We start from the raw sequence: 17143 nt of genomic DNA, 5'->3' as shown, positions 1-17143 counted from the left end.
CGTGCAGGCCGACCAGGGTCGGCCTCTACCAGGTCACGCGCTCTGCGACAGGAATACCCAGAACGGGACGTCGCGGCCCACCCAGTCACGGCTCGCTTCATCAAGGATGTCCAGCAGTGTGTCGAACTCCTTGCCGGCTCCTGCGCGCAGGGCATCGACATCGGCCAGGAACAGCGCGTACCCGTTGGCCGGTAGCCATTGCAGGTCGCGCAGATTGTCGGCCAGTGCATCCCAGTTGCCACCGAAGCCGGCAGGGAAATCAAGCTGGGCGGCCAGCCGCGCCAGCAGGGTGCGCTTGTCGCTCACCCCATCCAGATCGATCCGGATCACCTTCAGGTCGGCATCGCGCATCGCTGCCGACAGTGCGCTGATATCCGAGGTGTCGATCGCGTAGACGCCGGCATTGTTGATGTCATGCAGGCCGAGGCCGAAATCATCGTGGCTCATGGACGTTCTCCTGAGGCCGGGACGGTGAAGCTGCGGAACGACGCGTAGTGGTCATCGGTGTAGTACCAGGCATCGGGCGGGTTGCCACCGGTGACGATGCGCCGCGCACCGCGGTTGCCTGCGCCGGGCGTGTCGACGGTGTACTCGCGGTAGTAGCCGCGCGGACGCTGTGGCAGTCGTTGTTCGCGGTTGCCGAAGGTGCTGCCATCCTGGCGATGCGGGAACGGGCCGCCGCGCTGGATCAGTGCGATGGTCTGGCGGGCTTCGGCCGGCAGGAAGGCGGGCAGGCCGCTGTCGCTGCCGCGGCTGCGCACCGCAGGTGCACTGGTGGCCGGCGTGCTCTGCAGGTCAGGCGCGAACTGCGGCGGCGGTGGCCGCTGCATGAAATGATTGACGACCAGGCCGAGCAGCAGCAGGGCGATGGCGGTGATCAACAGCCGGGGGTTGCGCATGGGTGGGAGCGGCGAGGGTGGTACGCCCACTGTAGCGCCTGCGCGCTGCACCCTGCATGAGGGCGAGCGCTGCGTCACCGCCGGGTAACAATTGCCGGCATGCTCACCTGCAGGACGCAATTTCCTTTACATCCCCCTTGGTAATCTTGCGGTCTGTCCCCATCATTCACCGCGCACCGCCCGACGATGCCGTCGGGTGCCCTCGCTATCAGGAGATGCATCATGGCCTACACCCTGCCCAAGCTGCCCTACGCCTACGACGCGCTGGAACCGCATATCGATGCGGCGACGATGGAAATCCATCACACCAAGCATCACCAGACCTACATCAACAACGTCAACGCTGCGCTGGAAGGCACCGAGTACGCCGACCTGCCGGTCGAAGAACTGGTGAAGAAGCTGAAGTCGCTGCCGGAGAACCTGCAGGGCCCGGTGCGCAACAACGGTGGCGGCCACGCCAACCACTCGCTGTTCTGGACCGTGATGGCCCCGAACGCCGGCGGCAATCCGGTCGGTGATGTGGCCAAGGCGATCGACAAGGACCTGGGCGGTTTCGACAAGTTCAAGGATGCCTTCACCAAGGCCGCGCTGACCCGTTTCGGCAGCGGCTGGGCGTGGCTGAGCGTGACCCCGGACAAGAAGGTCGTGGTCGAAAGCAGCGGCAACCAGGACAGCCCGCTGATGGAAGGCAACACCCCCATCCTCGGCCTGGACGTGTGGGAACACGCGTACTACCTGAAGTACCAGAACCGCCGTCCGGAATACATCGGCGCGTTCTTCAACGTCATCGACTGGAATGAAGTCGAGCGTCGTTACCAGGAAGCGATCGCCTGATCGCAGTGCCTGTGTGAACGCAGAAAGGCCGGGGGAGACCCCGGCCTTTTTGTTTGTCTGCGACCGCACCCGCCGGGCATGGCCCGGCGCTACCGGAAACGGCGGCGGCGCCGGGCCGTGCCCGGCGAGCGCAGCGGCGCGCCTATTCGGTGGTGGCGGGAACGTCCTGCAGCCGCAGCGTTGCCATCACGCCCAGGCGCAGGCCGGGCAGGTCGCCATCGGCGGGCAGCAGGATCGCCTGTTGGCGGATGCCACCGAAGTGCTTGACCTGGAACAGGACATCCAGCCCATGGCCACTGGCACCGCCGCCGCTGGCCGCCGGTGCGCCAGGATTGCGCCGGGCCGGCTGGAAGCCGGGCGTGCTGCGCACCAGCTCGACGGTACTGGCGGAGAAATCTCCGGCGATCAGGCTCGGCATGCCCTCGGCCGTGGCGCCGATCCAGGTCATCAGGTCGCTGGTCTGGTGTTGCCGGGCGTTGGCTTCGTCGGGTTCAGGCCGCAGGCGCGCGACGTAGACGTTGACGTCGTTGTCGCCCAAGCGCAGGCGCATCATGCCGGCGGCGCTGAAGGTGCCCGGCGGGTGCAGCAGGGTGACCCCATCCTCGCTGACCGGCAGCCGGCTGAGCATCGCGTTGCCGTGTCGGACCGGCTGGCTCGGCGGGTCGGCGGTGACGAAATCGCAGCTGTAGCGCAGCCGGCTGGCCAACCAGCAGGCCGGGTTGCGCCCCTGCTGCTGCAGGACCTGCTGCACCGAAATCACATCCGGCTGCAGATCGGTCAGCAGCTGCAGCACCTGTTCGCGGCGCTGTTTCCATTGGCCTTCGTCACGGCTGGGCAGTTCCAGCGCGGCGACGGTCAATTGCCGCACCTCTGTGCCCAGGCCTGCGGCCGGCGGCGCCTGTGGCCGGGCCAGCGCAGGCACGGCCAGCATGAGGGCAAGGCAGCTGGGCAGGATGCGGGCGAAGGGCAGGGGGCGCATAACGATAAGTTTACGCTTTTGCCGTGCAGGTTCCGTGACTTCCGGCAGGGCTGCATGTGCCTGCCATGCTTTGGCGCGGCTGTCATGCAGCCCTGCAGCGTGCTTCGCACGCATAGGTTCCGGTACTCTTGCGCCTTTCGTTTTGCAGGAATGCCTTACAGGATGAGCCACGACGCAGTCGCCCCCATCGCCGGCCAGGGAAAGATGCCGCGCCAGATCCCGTACATCATCGGCAATGAGGCCTGCGAGCGGTTCAGTTTCTACGGGATGCGCAACATCCTGGTGCAGTTCCTGATCACCTCGCTGCTGCTGCAGGAACTCACTGCGGAAGGCCGTGCCGGTGAAGCCAAGGACATCATGCACAGCTTCATGATCGGCGTGTATTTCTTCCCGCTGCTCGGTGGCTGGCTGGCCGACAAGTTCTTCGGCAAGTACCGTACCATCCTGTGGTTCAGCCTGGTCTACTGCACGGGCCATCTGTGCCTTGCGTTGTTCGAGGGCAGCCGTGAGGGCTTCTTCCTCGGCCTGGGCCTGATCGCGCTGGGTGCCGGTGGCATCAAGCCGCTGGTGGCCTCGTTCATGGGCGACCAGTTCGACCAGAGCAACAAGCACCTGGCCAAGATCGTCTTCGACGCCTTCTACTGGATCATCAATTTCGGCTCGTTGTTCGCCTCGCTGCTGATCCCGCTGGTGCTGAAGAACTGGGGCCCGCAGTGGGCGTTCGGTATTCCGGGCATCCTGATGTTCATCGCCACCTTCGTGTTCTGGCTGGGCCGCAAGCGCTACGTGCTGGTGCCGTTGCCGCCCAAGGACCCGCATTCGTTCGCCAATGTGGTGCGCACCGCGCTGACCACGCGGGTGGCCGGCCAAGGCCGTCCGGGCCTGGTGATCGCCGTGCTCGGCCTGGTGCTGGCGGTGGCCTCGTTCGGCCTGGTCGGCTCGCTCGGCATCGTGATCTGCCTGTGCCTGGCGCTGGTCTCGATCCTGGCAGGCATCGGTGGTGGCACCTGGCTGCAGCTGGACCGCGCGCGCGGCCAGCATCCGGCCGAAGCCGTGGAAGGCGTGCGCTCGGTGCTGCGCGTGCTGGTGATCTTCGCCCTGACCACGCCGTTCTTCTCGCTGTTCGACCAGAAAGCTTCGACCTGGGTGCTGCAGGGCCAGCAGATGCAGATGCCGAGCTGGTTCACCGCCTCGCAGATGCAGGCGCTGAACCCGTTGCTGGTGATGATCCTGATTCCGTTCAACAACCTGGTGCTGTACCCGGCCCTGCGCCGCTTCGGTTTCGAGCCCACCGCGCTGCGCCGGATGACCGCCGGCATCGCTTTCAGCGGCCTGGCCTGGATCGTGGTGGGTGGCATCCAGGTGGTGATGGATGGTGGCAATGCGATGTCGATCTTCTGGCAGATGCTGCCGTACGCGCTGCTGACCTTCGGTGAGGTGCTGGTCTCGGCCACCGGCCTGGAGTTCGCCTACAGCCAGGCCCCGCAGGCGATGAAGGGCGTGGTGATGAGCTTCTGGAACCTGACCACCACCATCGGCAACCTGTGGGTGCTGCTGTCCAATGCGGCCGTACGCAACGAGACGGTGACCCACCAGATCGCGGGGACCGGGTTGAGCGAGGCGGCATTCCTGATGTTCTTCTTCGCCGGCTTCGCCTTCATCGCGGCGTTGGCCTTTGGTTGGTATGCACGACGCTATCGTATGGTCGACAACTACCGCACCGCCTGAGCCTGACATGACCCCCGTCAATCTGCTGTTGATCGCCATCACCGCCATCCTGTCGTGGATGGCGTTCAACAACCGCAAGCTGGCCGACCGCCTGATCCTGTGGCCGCCGGCGGTGGATCGCCACCGCCAGTACGACCGCCTGATCACCTACGGCTTCATCCATGCCGACTGGTCGCACCTGATCTTCAACATGATCACCCTGTTCTTCTTCGGGGGGTTCATCGAGAGCGTGATGGTGCAGCTGACCGGCAGCTACCTGGTCTATCCGGCGTTCTACGTCGGTGCGTTGCTGGTCTCGATCCTGCCCAGCTACCTGAAGAACCAGAAGAACCCGAACTACCTCAGCCTCGGTGCGTCCGGGGCGGTGTCGGCGGTGCTGTTCGCCTTCATCCTGATCAAGCCGTGGTCGATCATCCTGGTGTTCTTCATCCCGGCGCCGGCGATCGTCTATGCCGCGTTCTACGTCGGCTACAGCATCTGGATGGACAAGCGCGGTGGCGATCGCATCAACCACAGCGCGCACCTGGCCGGTGCCGCGTTCGGCGTGATCTTCATGCTGGCCATGCAGCCGAGCATCTTCAGTCACTTCCTGCGCGAACTGTCCAACCCGACCTTCCGCCTCGGCGGCGGCTGAGGGTGGCCGGGGTCGGATCCACTGGATCCGACCCCCGGGGCTGCGGTCCCGCTCCGGGTCAGGCCCGGGTCTGCTGACCGTAGGTATCGAGCAGGCGGGAGAACACTTCCTCGCCGATGCTCTGGAACGCCTGGTCTTCGGTCTGTCCCTCCACGGCCAGTTGCAGCAGGCCCTCCAGCAGGGCGTGATCGGTATCGGATTGGGAATCGCTGGGGTGCATCACGGGCCTCCACGGCAGATCGCTGGGTCAACTGTCGCAAGGGGCATGCCAGGCTGGCGCACCCCTGCAGAGGGGTTAGCGGCCGGTTGGCCTGAAGCTTGAGGGCAACAACTGACGCAGCAGGCGCAGACCTGCCCTGTTCAGGCTTCACGCGATCATGGCGCCCGCCTGCGCACCATCCACGCAGTCGCCGCAGGAGACAGTCCCATGGCTTCGGTCACGCCCCCCGGTCTGGCTTACGAGGTCGAACACGATCAGGTCAACCACCGGTTCACCGCCCGTGTGCGTGGGCAGGTGGCACTGTTGGAGTACCAGATCAAGCGCAGGCGGATGGTCATCACCCATACCGAAGTGCCCGAGCCGATCGCCGGCCGTGGCATTGCCGGTGAGCTGACCCGGGTCGCACTGCGTTTCGCCCGGGAGCAGAAGTACAAGGTGGTGCCGGCATGTGCTTATGCCGAGGCCTTCCTGCAGCGGCACGAGGAGTATCACGATCTGCTTGTGGGCTGAATCCAGCGGGCCACGCTTCAGCCAGGGCAGGCGATGATGTATGAACATGAACAGGGGATCCCGATGAAGATTGGAAACAACCGGCCACTGCACGCCAGCGTGCTGGCCGGCGCTATGGGCGTGCTGTTGCTGGCCGGTTGCCAGCGCGAGAACGAGGCGGCACCGGCCACCGACGCCGCACCTGCGGCTGAAGCCACTGGCACCGCCGAGGCCCCCGCAGCGGAAGCGCCGTTGGATCTGCGCGATGTGATCGAGAACAACGAGCGTGAAGTGGTCGGCATCAGCTACCCGGCGGGCATCGATCGTTATCCGGGCCTGGCACGCGCGCTGCAGGCCTATGCCACCTCCGCCCGCAGCGATCTGCAGCAGGCGCTGGACGGGCTGGGCAACGACAAGCCGACCATGCCCTATGAGCTGTCGCTGAGCTTCGAGAAGCTGCTGGAGACGCCGCAGCTGGTGGTGGTCAGTGCCGACGGCAGCCGCTACACCGGCGGCGCCCATGGCGAACCGCTGGTTGCTCGTTTCGTGTGGCTGCCGGCGCAGCAGCAGATGCTGAGCGCCGAGAAGCTGGTGGCCGATGCCAAGGGATGGAAAGCGATCAGCGATTTCGTCGCCGACCAGCTGCGCGAGCGTGTGGCCACCCGCCTCAGCGGCGAGGACATGGACCCGTCGCAGCTGCAGGAATCGCTGCGCAATGCCTCGCGGATGATCGCCGACGGCACCGGTCCGCAGGCCGACAACTTCAGCCAGTTCCAGCCGCTGACCGACGACAAGGGACAGATCACCGCGCTGCGCTTCGTGTTCCCGCCCTACCAGGTGGGTCCATACTCGGACGGCACCCAGACCGCCGATGTGCCGGCCTCGGTGTTGTTGCCACACGTGGCCAAGGACTACGTGGAGCTGTTCGCGCGCGGGTAACCGTAGACGAGGAGGTGACGTGGATACAGGGTTGCAGGAGCGGGTCACCGGCCTGCTCCACGAGGCCGGGGTCCAGATCGATGGAACCCGGCCGCAGGATATCCAGGTGCATGACCCGCGCTTCTTCGCGCGGGTCATCGCGCACGGCTCACTCGGCCTGGGCGAGAGCTACATGGACGGCTGGTGGGATGCCAACGTCCTCGACGAGTTCCTGTACCACCTGATGCAGGCGCACCTGGACGAACGGGTGCACGGCTGGCGCGAGGTGGCCGACGCCTTGAAGGCGCGCCTGTTCAACCTGCAGTCCGGGGCGGGCAGCTACGAAGTCGGCCGCCGCCACTATGACCTTGGCAATGACCTTTACCAGGCGATGCTCGGCCAGCGCCTGGTCTACAGCTGTGGTTACTGGCGCAATGCCGACGATCTGGATGGCGCGCAGGAAGCCAAGCTGGACCTGGTGTGCCGCAAGCTGGGGCTGCGTCCCGGGCAACGCGTGCTCGACATCGGCTGCGGTTGGGGCGAGGCGCTGAAGTTCGCCGCCGAACGATACGGTGTCAGTGGCGTGGGCATCACCATCTCGCAGGAGCAGGCCGACTTCGCCCGCAGGCTGTGCGCTGGCCTGCCGATCGAGATCCGGTTGCAGGACTATCGCGAACTTGATGAACCTTTCGATGCGATCTTTTCGATCGGCATGTTCGAACACGTGGGCGACAAGAACTACCGCAGCTTTTTCGACGTGGCCCGGCGCTGTCTCTCGCCGCGGGGACTGCTGCTGTTGCATACCATCGGCAGCAACATTTCGCGTCACCGCACCGATCCGTGGATCGCCCGCTACATCTTTCCCAATTCGATGCTGCCGTCGGCGGTGCAGATCAGCCGGGCGTTCGAAGGGCGCTTCGTGCTGGAGGACTGGCACAACTTCGGTACCGACTACGACCTGACGCTGCAGGCGTGGCGTCGCAACGTGGAAGCGGCATGGCCGCGGCTGGACGCACGTTATGACGAGCATTTCCGGCGCATGTGGCGCTTCTATCTGGCCGGATCGATGGCCAGCTTCCGCTGCCGGCATGCGCAGCTGTGGCAGCTGGTGTTGTCGCCACAAGGAGTACCGGGGGGATACGTTGCGCCGCGGTGAGGTCGCATTCCAGTAGATCCACGCCATGCGTGGATGGGGTCAGAGCCCTTTCCGATGGAAAGGGATCCGACCCCGGGGTCAGATCCCGGTTCGTAGAAATGGGCTCTGACCCATCCATAAAAAAACCGCCCGGTCTCCCGGGCGGTTCTCATTTCACGCTGTGGTGCCGGCGATCAGTTGCCGGTGCCGGTCAGGCCACGCTTTTCCAGCAGCGGTTCGATCTGCGGCTCGTGGCCGGCGAAATCGCGGAACAGCTGCATCGCATCCACGCTGCCGCCCTTGGACAGCAGGGTCGCGCGGAAATGGTCGCCGTTCTTGCGGCTCAGGCCACCGTTGTCGCGGAACCACTTCTGGGTGTTGGCGTCCAGCACTTCCGACCAGATGTAGGCGTAGTAGCCGGCCGAGTAGCCGCCCATGATGTGGCTGAAGTACGGGGTCTTGTAGCGCGGCGGAACCGGCGCGTAGTAGATGCCGTCCTTCTCCAGCGCGGCGCGCTCGAAGGCCATCACGTCCTTGGCGGCCGGCACCTGGTCCGGGCCGATCTGGTGCCAGCGCTGGTCGAGCATGGCGGCACCGAGATACTCGGTGGTGGCAAAGCCCTGGTTGAACTTGGCCGCGGCCAGCACCTTGTCCAGCAGCGCCTGCGGCATCGCCGAACCGTTCTGGTAGTGCTTGGCGTAGTTCTTCAGGATGGCCGGGTTGTCGGCCCACATCTCGTTGACCTGCGAGGGGAACTCGACGAAGTCACGCGGCACCGCAGTGCCCGAGAAGTACGGGTACTTCACGTTCGAGAACATGCCGTGCAGGGCGTGGCCGAACTCGTGGAAGGTGGTGCTCACCTCATCCCAGGTCAGCAGGGTCGGCTGGCCGGCCGGCGGCTTGGGAATGTTCAGGTGGTTGGCCACCACCGGCTTGAAGCCGGTCAGCTTGGACTGCGAGACGTACGAGTTCATCCATGCACCACCGCGCTTGGAGGCGCGTGCGTACGGGTCGAAGATGAAGATCGCCAGCTGGCTGCCGTCGGCATCGAACACGTCGTAGACGGTCACGTCATCGTGGTAGACCGGCAGGTCGGTGCGCTGCTTGAAGGTCAGACCGAATTCCTGGTTGGCGGCGTAGAACACGCCGTTTTCCAGCACGTTCTTCATCTCGAAGTACGGCTTCAGCTGCGACTCGTCGAAGTTGTACTTGGCCTGGCGCACCTTCTCGCTGTAGAACGCCCAGTCCCACGGTTCCAGCTTGAAGGTGGGCTTGCCGGCGGCCTTCTGTTCCTGGTCGATCATCGCCTGCAGGTCGGCGGCTTCGCGCTTGGCGTTGGCCACTGCGGCCGGGGCCAGCTTGCCCAGCATCGCGTTGACCGCTTCGGGGGTCTTGGCGGTCTGGTTGGTCAGGTTGTAGGCGGCGAAGTTCGGGAAGCCCATCAGCTTGGCCTTGTCGGCACGCAGCTGCATGATGCGCGCGACCAGCGCGGTGTTGTCGAACTCACCGCCGCGGCTGCCGCGGGTGGTGGAGGCTTCGTAGATCTTCTGGCGCAGGGCGCGGTTGGCCAGGTTGGTCAGCGGCGGCTGGCCGGTGGTGTTGAGCAGGGTGATCACGTACTTGCCGTCCAGGCCGCGGGCCTTGGCGGCTTCTGCGGCGGCAGCGATCTGCTCCTTGGACAGGCCGTCCAGTTCCTTGACGTCGTTGACGGTGATCGCCGAAGCATTCACTTCCGACTGCACGTTCTGGCTGAACTTGGTGCCCAGGTTGGCCAGCTCGGCGTTCATTTCCTTCAGCTTGGTCTTGTCGGCCTCGGACAGCTTGGCGCCGGCGCGCACGTAGTTGTCGTAGTACTTCTCGACCAGGCGCACGCCTTCAGCGTCCAGGCCCAGGGTGGTGCGGCTGTCATACAGCGCCTGGATGCGCGCGAACAGCTTGCCGTTCAGCGCGATCGCATCGCTGTGCGCGGCGAACTTGGCCGAATAGTCGGCCTGCAGCTTCTTGCGGGTGTCGTTGGTATCGGCGCCGACCAGGCTGAAGAACACGGTGGTCGCGCGGTCCAGGGTGTCACCGCTCTTTTCCAGGGCGATGATGGTGTTGTCGAAGGTCGGCTTGGCCTTGGTGTTGGCGATCGCTTCCACTTCCTTCAGCTGCTGCGCCATGCCGGCGTCGAAGGCCGGCGCGAAGTCGCTGTCCTTGATCTTGTCGAACTGCGGGAAATGCAGCGGCAGCGGGCTGTCGGCGAAGAACGGATTGGCCTGCTGGGCGTTGGCAGCGGCCGGGGTGGCGGCGCTGGCCGAATAGGCGGGCAGGGCAAGGCCGAGGGTCATGGCCACGGCAAGGGCAAGGCGGGTGGTCAAGGTCGATACTCCGGTAAGGCAAACAAGGGCCCGAGGGTAACCCGGCCCGACGCGCCTGCACTTGTGTCAAAAGGCATGTTGGCAACGCCGTCGAGCAGTAGCGCCACTCCATGGGTGGCTGCCCGGGTACCATGGAGAACACCGCCCCCAGGCCCGTTGCCATGACCACCGCCTACGATTTCAGCTTCCGCGACCTCGACGGGCAGCCGCAGGCGCTGGCGCAGTACCAGGGCCGTCCGCTGCTGCTGGTCAACGTGGCCAGTCGCTGTGGCTTCACCCCGCAGTACACCGGGCTTGAGCAGCTGTGGCAGGACTACCGTGATCGCGGCCTGGTTGTGATCGGCTTTCCCTGCAACCAGTTCGGCGCGCAGGAGCCGGGCGATGCCGCGCAGATCCGCCAGTTCTGTTCGATCGATTACCCGGTCAGCTTCCCGCTGTCGCAGAAGATCGAGGTCAACGGCGAGGGGGCAGACCCGCTGTGGGCGTGGCTGTCGCACGAGAAGCGCGGGCTGTTGGGCATCGCCCGCATCAAGTGGAACTTCAGCAAGTTCCTGGTCGATCGCAAAGGGCAGGTGGTGGATCGCTATGCGCCGACCACCACGCCGGAGCAGCTGCGCGGCGGCATCGAGGCGCTGCTGTAGCCGCTCTCTGTAGAGCCGAGCCCACGCTCGGCTTACGCGCGCAGCGTGCGTACCTGCCATGGTCGGCCGGCAGAGCAGCCGAGCGTGAGCTCGGCTCTACAACAGCCCGGCTTATTTCTCGACGAACGCGCGCTCGAACACGTAGTGGCCGGGCGTACCGATGCGCGGCGAGGTCTGGAAGCCGCGGCTGTCCAGCACGGTGCGCAGGTCGGCCAGCATCTGCGGGCTGCCGCAGATCATCGCGCGGTCGTTTTCCGGGCTCAGCTCCGGCAGGCCCAGGGTGCGCTGCATTTCGCCGCTTTCCATCAGCTGGGTCAGGCGGCCCTGGTTGGCGAACGGCTCGCGGGTGACGGCTGGGTAGTACAGCAGCTTGTCGCCGATCATCTCGCCCAGGAACTCATGCTCGCGCAGTTCCTTTTCGAAGTAGTCGCGGTAGGCCAGGTCCTTTTCGTAGCGCACGCCGTGGCACAGGATCACCTTGTCGAAGCGCTCGTAGGTCTCCGGGTCCTTGATCACCGACAGCCACGGCGCCAGGCCGGTGCCGGTGCCCAGCAGATACAGGTGCTTGCCGGGGTGCAGGTCGCTGATCAGCAGGGTGCCGGTGGGCTTCTTGCCGACCAGCACCTTGTCGCCCGGCTTGATGTGCTGCAGGCGCGAGGTCAGCGGGCCGTCCTGCACCTTGATGCTGAAGAACTCCAGCTGCTCTTCCCAGTTGGCGCTGGCGATGGAATAGGCGCGCAGCAGCGGCCGCGCGTCGGTCTCAAGGCCGATCATCACGAACTGGCCGTTCTCGAAGCGGAAACCGCTGTCACGGGTGAGGGTGAAGCTGAAGTAGGCGTCGGTCCAGTGGCGGACCTCAAGCACCGTTTCGGCGCCGAAAGCGGAGGACATGGGCGTATCTATCGGAAGTCGTCGGGACAATTCTATCTCAAATGAGACAGGTTCTCATTAGGCGGAACGAGAGGCGTTCTCAGCGGTAACCTGCCGCCTGCAGTTCGAACAGTTCGGCATAGCGGCCGCCCTGCGCCATCAGCTGCGCGTGGGTGCCGCTGGCCTCGATGCGGCCGTCAGCCAGCACCAGGATGCGGTCGGCCATTCGCACCGACGAGAACCGATGGGAAATCAGCACGGCAGTGCGATTATCCGCCAACTCCCTGAACCGCTGGAACACCTCGAACTCGGCACGGGCGTCCAGCGCCGCAGTGGGTTCATCCAGGATCATCACCTGTGCATCGCGCATCCACGCGCGGGCGATGGCGATCTTCTGCCACTGGCCACCGGACAGGTCCACGCCCTGCTTGAAGCGGCGGCCGATCTGCTGGTCGTAGCCACCGGGCAGGGCCGCGATCACTTCTTCGGCCATGCCTCGGCGGGCGGCGTCGGTGATCCGCGCGCGGTCGTCCATCGCTTCCACCTGGCCGACACCGATGTTCTCGCCGGCACTGAGGTTGTAACGCACGAAGTCCTGGAAGATCACGCCGAGATTGGCGCGCAGGTCATCCAGGTCGTAGTCGCGCAGGTCGCGGCCATCCAGCAGGATGCGGCCTTCGTCCGGTTCGTACAGGCGTGCCAGCAGCTTGACCAGTGTGGTCTTGCCTGCACCGTTCTCACCGACCAGTGCCAGCACTTCGCCCGCGTGCAGCTGGAAATCGAGGTGACGCACGGCCCACTGCTCGGCATCGGGGTAGCGGAAGCCCACGTCTTCGAACACGAAGCCTTCGCGGATCGGCTGCGGCACGCGCACCGCGTCCTTGCGCGAGTGGATTTCCGGTTCGATCTGGAAAAACGAATACAGGTCGTCCAGATACAACGCCTGGCTGGCCACCTGCGAGAAGCCGATCAGCAGGCCTTCCAGCAACTGGCGCAGGCGCAGGAAGCTGCCGGCGAGGAAGGTCAGGTCACCGATCGAAAAATCGCCGCGCACCGTGCGCCAGGCGATATAGGCATACGCGGTGTAGTAGCCCAGCGTGCCCAGCGCGGCCAGCAGCGTGCCCCAGAACGCACGCCGCCGGGCGAGCGCGCGGTTGGCCAGGAACAGTGCCGCCGACAAGCTGCGGTAACGGTCGACCAGGAACCGGTGCAGGTTGAAGATCTTTACTTCCTTGGCCGTTTCCACGCTGGCGCCGAGCTGGCGCAGGTAGTCCAGCTGGCGGCGTTCCGGCGTCCACAGGAAGTTGAGACTGTAGCCAGCCGCATTGAAGTGCGATTCGCCGATGAAGGCCGGCACCAGCGCCAGCGCCAGCAGCAGGATCAGCCACGGTGCATAGACCAGCAGGCCGACCGCCAGGCTGGCGACGGTGATCGCATCCTGCACTTGGCCGAACAGCTGGCTCATCAGGTTCATCCGGCCCATGGTCTGGCGCCGCGCACGGTCCAGCTTGTCCTGCAGGTCCGGGTCCTCGAAGTCCTCCAGGTCGAGGGTGGCCGCGTGTTCCATCAGGCGCACGCTGGTGGCGTTGGCGAACAGTTCCGACAGCAGGGCATCGGCGTAGCTGACCAGACGGCCGAGCAGGTCCGAGGCGATCGCCAGGCCCAGTTCCAGCGCCAGCAGGCCGAGCAGCGGATTGAGCAGCCCACTGGACAGCGCCTCACCCAGCGGCGGGAAGCCCGCGTCGTGCTGGCTGAGGTGCAGCGCGGTATCGATGATCAATTTGCCGACGTACAGCATCGCCACCGGCAGCAACGCACGGATCAGGCGCAGGCCAAGGCTGGCGATGGTCAGGGCGCGGCTGGTCTGCCACACCTGGCGCAGGAACGGCGGCAGGTTGCGCATCGCCTTGAAGCGTTGACGCAGGCTGGGTTTCTTGGCGCCGGCAGCGCCGGCAATGGGGGAAGCAGGCATGCCGCCATTGTGCGCGCCTGATACGTGCAGATGGGGTCAGGGCAGCCGTGTGGCCGACACCGGGGTCAGATCCCTTTGCGCGGCAAAGGGCTCTGACCCCAGCGACCCACATCGGGTCAGAGCCCTTCGCAGTGCGAAGGGATCCGACCCACCTCCATCCACGCATGGCGTGGATCTACCGTGTCGACCAAGGTCGACACCTACCGACAGCTGCAGGAACCTGACCCACCCGGCTGGCCCCCTTTTACGGCAGCGGCGGCAGCAGCCCGGCGCCCAGCCGGTTCCAGGCATTGATCACCGCGATCCCCATGCTCAGGTCGCTGATGCCCTTCTCATCGAAGTGCGGCGCCAGCGCATCGAACGCCGCCTGCGACGGTGCGCCGTCGGTCAACCGGGTCAGCGCCTCGGCCCAGCCCAGCGCCGCGCGTTCGCGTTCGTCGAAGAAGCGGCTCTCGTGCCAGGCCGGCAGCGTATCCAGCTTGCGCGGTTCGACGCCGCCCTTGCGCAACGTGGTGGCATGCATGTCCATGCAGTAACCGCAGCCGTTGAGCTGCGAGACGCGCAGGAACACCAGTTCCATCAGGGTCGGATCGATCGAACTGTCATGCACCGCCTTGCTGGTGGCCAGCAGACCCTTGAAGGCTTCGGCGGCGAGGCGGGTGTAAGGAACGCGGGGAGAGGCGTGGTTGGACATCTTCAGCTCCACGGCGACCACCATGGCCGCCTTTCGTTACAAGGACGCCGCAGTGTCGGCGCGCGTGACAACCGCAGGCAGCTTTTCCGGATTCAGCACGCTGTAGAGATTGGCGATGCGGCCATCGACCACCTCGATGGTGGTGATCGAGTGCAGGTGGCCGCCTTCGAAGCGCAGGATCGCCGGCTCGCCGTTGACGTAGCCGAGCTGTGCCGGATGCGCCGCGCCGCGGCGGGCGATGGCCCAGAACAGGCGGCCGATGCGCTCGGCACCCAGCAGCGGACGCACCGCCGCGGTAACCACGCCACCGCCATCGGAGACCAGCAGCGCATTGGCATGCAGCAGCGCCTGGATCGCTTCGCTGTCACCGCGCTGGGAGGCGTCCATGAAACGCGCCAGCAGCTGCCGGTGCTGGCTGGCGTCGGCATTGAAGCGCGGCCGCCCGGCCTGCAGGCGCTGCCGGGCCCGGTGCACCAGCTGGCGGCAGTTGGCCTCGCTGTGGCCGATCAGATCGGCGATCTCGCGGTAATCGTGGTCGAAGGCTTCCTTCAGCAGGAACGCGGCGCGCTCTTCCGGGCCGAGCTGTTCGAGCAGGGTCAGGAAGGCCACCGATACATCGTCGGCCAACGCATGCAGCTGGGCAGGGCCCGGCGCTGGGTCGGGTTCGAGGGTGATCGCCAGAGGTTCAGCCAGCCACGGGCCCACGTAGTGCGCGCGCTCGCGCTTGGCCGCGCGCAGCCGGTCCAGGCCCAGGCGGGTGGTGGTGGTCACCAGCCAGGCCTCGGGGTCGACGATGGCCGCGGTATCGGCGCCGGACCAGCGCAGCCAGGCGTCCTGCACCACGTCTTCGGCGTCGGTGCGGCTGCCCAGCAGGCGGTAGGCCAGCGCCATCAGGCGCGGGCGGTGGGTATGGAAGGCGGTTTCGGCGTTCATATGGGCAAGGACGCCGGGGCAGGCGTGGGCGTGACAGAGGGCAGGGCTCAGATCTTGCCGGGCGGCCGTCGGCACTGCCACCCCGCGGCCGAGGGAGGGGGTAAAATGGGCGGATTACCCCCGCCAGCCTTCAGCAAGCGAGCAATCCGTGACATCGATCAAGCAGGAAGACCTCATCCAGTCTGTCGCCGACGCGCTGCAGTACATCTCGTACTACCACCCGGTCGACTACATCAAGAACCTTGCCGCCGCCTACGAGCGCGAGGAGTCGCCGGCAGCGAAGGAGGCCATTGCGCAGATCCTGATCAACTCGCGGATGTGCGCCGAGGGCCACCGGCCGATCTGCCAGGACACCGGCATCGTCACCGTGTTCCTGGAAATCGGCATGGACGTGCGCTGGGATGACGCCACCATGGGCGTGGAAGACATGGCCAACGAGGGCATCCGTCGCGCGTACCTGTACCCGGACAACAAGCTGCGCGCCTCGGTGCTGGCCGATCCGGCCGGCAAGCGCATCAACACCAAGGACAACACCCCGGGCGTGGTCAACGTCAAGGTGGTGCCGGGCAACACCGTCGAGGTGATCGTCGCCGCCAAGGGCGGTGGTTCGGAAGCCAAGACCAAGTTCGCCATGCTCAACCCGTCCGACTCGATCGTCGACTGGGTGCTGAAGACCGTGCCGACCATGGGCGCGGGCTGGTGCCCGCCGGGCATGCTCGGCATCGGCATCGGTGGCACCGCCGAGAAGGCGATGCTGCTGGCCAAGGAAGCGCTGATGGAGCCGATCGACATCACCGAGCTGCAGGCCCGCGGTGCGTCCAACCGGATCGAAGAGCTGCGCCTGGAGCTGTACGAGAAGGTCAACGCGCTGGGCATCGGCGCGCAGGGCCTGGGTGGCCTGACCACGGTGCTGGACATCAAGATCAACGACTACCCGACCCACGCGGCCAACCTGCCGGTGGCGATGATTCCGAACTGCGCCGCCACCCGCCACGCGCACTTCACCCTGGACGGCAGCGGCCCGGTGATGCTGGACCCGCCGTCGCTGGAAGACTGGCCGAAGCTGACCTACGACGCGTCCAAGGGCACCCGCGTGGACCTGGACACGATCACTCCGGAAGACGTGGCCAGCTGGAAGCCGGGCCAGACCCTGCTGCTCAACGGCAAGCTGCTGACCGGCCGCGACGCCGCGCACAAGCGCATGGTCGACATGCTCAACAAGGGCGAGGAACTGCCGGTCGATCTCAAGGGGCGCTTCATCTACTACGTCGGTCCGGTCGATCCGGTGCGCGACGAAGTGGTGGGCCCGGCCGGCCCGACCACCGCCACCCGCATGGACAAGTTCACCGAACAGGTGCTGAGCGAAACCGGCCTGCTGGGCATGGTCGGCAAGGCCGAGCGCGGCCCGGCTGCGATTGAAGCGATCAAGAAGCACAAGTCGGCCTACCTGATGGCCGTCGGTGGTTCCGCTTACCTGGTGTCCAAGGCGATCAAGGCGGCCAAGGTCGTCGGCTTCGCCGACCTGGGCATGGAAGCGATCTACGAGTTCACCGTGGAAGACATGCCGGTGACCGTGGCCGTCGATTCCACCGGCGAGTCGGTGCACAAGACCGGCCCCCGCGAATGGCAGGCCCGTATCGGCAAGATTCCTGTCGTGGTGGAGTGATCGGCGCGGCATCGTCCACGCCTGCCCGATTGCAGAACGGCGCCCTTGTGGCGCCGTTTTTTCGTTTAACTCCTGCACCCGCGCGGCTTTGCTAGGGTATGGGCGATGTCAGCGAAAGGACGCTGTCCATGCGCCAATCAGATGCGCTGTGAATTGCGGCGGATCGGTGAG

General features: G+C 65.7%; 17 protein-coding genes. 8 read left to right on the top strand and 9 right to left on the bottom strand.

Translation table 11 applies throughout. From position 1 onward, the window contains the following. Positions 1 to 33: 33 nt before the first annotated feature. Together MRBLST15_RS07815 and MRBLST15_RS07810 are read right to left on the bottom strand one after the other, a co-directional pair. Positions 34 to 447 carry a barstar family protein gene (locus MRBLST15_RS07815; RefSeq protein ID WP_099821159.1) on the bottom strand — a complete coding sequence of 138 codons (414 nt, stop codon included), beginning with the start codon at positions 445 to 447 and terminating at the stop codon, positions 34 to 36. After that, entirely contained in the window at positions 444 to 899 is a 456-nt protein-coding gene (locus tag MRBLST15_RS07810; protein ID WP_367785630.1) for a ribonuclease domain-containing protein, read from the bottom strand. The genes MRBLST15_RS07815 and MRBLST15_RS07810 overlap by 4 nt, the downstream gene beginning before the upstream one ends. Positions 900 to 1121: 222 nt before the next feature. Between MRBLST15_RS07810 and MRBLST15_RS07805 the strand changes: the two genes are divergently transcribed. Further along, positions 1122 to 1733 (top strand): superoxide dismutase, encoded by a 612-nt coding sequence (locus tag MRBLST15_RS07805; RefSeq protein WP_089236174.1) that lies wholly within the window; start codon positions 1122 to 1124, stop codon positions 1731 to 1733. A 142-nt stretch (positions 1734 to 1875) separates the two neighbouring features. Here MRBLST15_RS07805 and MRBLST15_RS07800 read toward each other — a convergent pair whose 3' ends face one another. Beyond that, complete coding sequence (locus MRBLST15_RS07800) at positions 1876 to 2712, bottom strand: endonuclease/exonuclease/phosphatase family protein (RefSeq protein WP_312704189.1); 837 nt, start codon at positions 2710 to 2712, stop codon at positions 1876 to 1878. A 162-nt stretch (positions 2713 to 2874) separates the two neighbouring features. On the opposite strand from MRBLST15_RS07800, the gene MRBLST15_RS07795 reads away from it, so the two are divergent. Further along, entirely contained in the window at positions 2875 to 4440 is a 1566-nt protein-coding gene (locus tag MRBLST15_RS07795; RefSeq protein WP_367785629.1) for an oligopeptide:H+ symporter, read from the top strand. 7 nt (positions 4441 to 4447) lie between these two features. Further along, on the top strand, positions 4448 to 5074 hold the full coding sequence (locus tag MRBLST15_RS07790) for a rhomboid family intramembrane serine protease (protein WP_025876742.1): 627 nt from the start codon (positions 4448 to 4450) through the stop codon (positions 5072 to 5074). A 58-nt stretch (positions 5075 to 5132) separates the two neighbouring features. On the opposite strand, the gene MRBLST15_RS07785 is transcribed toward MRBLST15_RS07790, so the two are convergent. Further along, positions 5133 to 5294, bottom strand: coding sequence for a hypothetical protein (locus MRBLST15_RS07785; protein ID WP_162887673.1), 162 nt, complete (start codon positions 5292 to 5294; stop codon positions 5133 to 5135). Positions 5295 to 5501: 207 nt separating this feature from the next. On the opposite strand from MRBLST15_RS07785, the gene MRBLST15_RS07780 reads away from it, so the two are divergent. From MRBLST15_RS07780 to cfa, 3 genes are read left to right on the top strand one after another with little or no spacing between them, the layout of a single operon-like run. Beyond that, on the top strand, positions 5502 to 5804 hold the full coding sequence (locus MRBLST15_RS07780) for a GNAT family N-acetyltransferase (RefSeq protein WP_025876743.1): 303 nt from the start codon (positions 5502 to 5504) through the stop codon (positions 5802 to 5804). Positions 5805 to 5840: 36 nt separating this feature from the next. After that, positions 5841 to 6722, top strand: a complete 882-nt coding sequence (locus MRBLST15_RS07775) for a DUF3298 and DUF4163 domain-containing protein (RefSeq protein ID WP_367785628.1) — start codon at positions 5841 to 5843, stop codon at positions 6720 to 6722. Between the two features lie 19 nt (positions 6723 to 6741). Further along, positions 6742 to 7857: a cyclopropane fatty acyl phospholipid synthase gene (cfa, locus tag MRBLST15_RS07770; protein ID WP_367785627.1), complete on the top strand. Its 1116-nt coding sequence runs from the start codon at positions 6742 to 6744 to the stop codon at positions 7855 to 7857. A 173-nt stretch (positions 7858 to 8030) separates the two neighbouring features. Here cfa and MRBLST15_RS07765 read toward each other — a convergent pair whose 3' ends face one another. After that, the gene (locus MRBLST15_RS07765) at positions 8031 to 10196 is read right to left on the bottom strand and encodes a M3 family metallopeptidase (protein ID WP_312704192.1); all 2166 of its coding nucleotides are present in this window, start codon (positions 10194 to 10196) and stop codon (positions 8031 to 8033) included. A 161-nt stretch (positions 10197 to 10357) separates the two neighbouring features. On the opposite strand from MRBLST15_RS07765, the gene MRBLST15_RS07760 reads away from it, so the two are divergent. Beyond that, positions 10358 to 10837 carry a glutathione peroxidase gene (locus MRBLST15_RS07760; protein ID WP_100460518.1) on the top strand — a complete coding sequence of 160 codons (480 nt, stop codon included), beginning with the start codon at positions 10358 to 10360 and terminating at the stop codon, positions 10835 to 10837. Positions 10838 to 10948: 111 nt separating this feature from the next. Here MRBLST15_RS07760 and MRBLST15_RS07755 read toward each other — a convergent pair whose 3' ends face one another. The 4 genes from MRBLST15_RS07755 to MRBLST15_RS07740 form a co-directional block, all read right to left on the bottom strand. Continuing rightward, the gene (locus tag MRBLST15_RS07755) at positions 10949 to 11728 is read right to left on the bottom strand and encodes a ferredoxin--NADP reductase (RefSeq protein ID WP_100460516.1); all 780 of its coding nucleotides are present in this window, start codon (positions 11726 to 11728) and stop codon (positions 10949 to 10951) included. Positions 11729 to 11807: 79 nt separating this feature from the next. Further along, positions 11808 to 13679, bottom strand: a complete 1872-nt coding sequence (locus MRBLST15_RS07750; protein ID WP_312704194.1) for an ABC transporter ATP-binding protein — start codon at positions 13677 to 13679, stop codon at positions 11808 to 11810. A gap of 244 nt (positions 13680 to 13923) precedes the next feature. Next, on the bottom strand, positions 13924 to 14373 hold the full coding sequence (locus MRBLST15_RS07745) for a carboxymuconolactone decarboxylase family protein (RefSeq protein WP_367785834.1): 450 nt from the start codon (positions 14371 to 14373) through the stop codon (positions 13924 to 13926). A gap of 36 nt (positions 14374 to 14409) precedes the next feature. Continuing rightward, positions 14410 to 15306: an RNA polymerase sigma-70 factor gene (locus tag MRBLST15_RS07740; RefSeq protein ID WP_367785626.1), complete on the bottom strand. Its 897-nt coding sequence runs from the start codon at positions 15304 to 15306 to the stop codon at positions 14410 to 14412. A 148-nt stretch (positions 15307 to 15454) separates the two neighbouring features. Here MRBLST15_RS07740 and MRBLST15_RS07735 point away from each other — a divergent pair, with 148 nt between their 5' ends. Continuing rightward, positions 15455 to 16972 (top strand): fumarate hydratase, encoded by a 1518-nt coding sequence (locus MRBLST15_RS07735; RefSeq protein ID WP_165377608.1) that lies wholly within the window; start codon positions 15455 to 15457, stop codon positions 16970 to 16972. Positions 16973 to 17143: the final 171 nt, after the last annotated feature.

The organism is Stenotrophomonas sp. LST15-1-1.1 (genome assembly GCF_040815575.1).
Taxonomy (GTDB): Bacteria; Pseudomonadota; Gammaproteobacteria; order Xanthomonadales; family Xanthomonadaceae; genus Stenotrophomonas; species Stenotrophomonas lactitubi_B.
The sequence above is the reverse complement of the archived record's forward strand: the minus strand, read 5'-3'. Positions and strand labels throughout refer to the sequence as shown.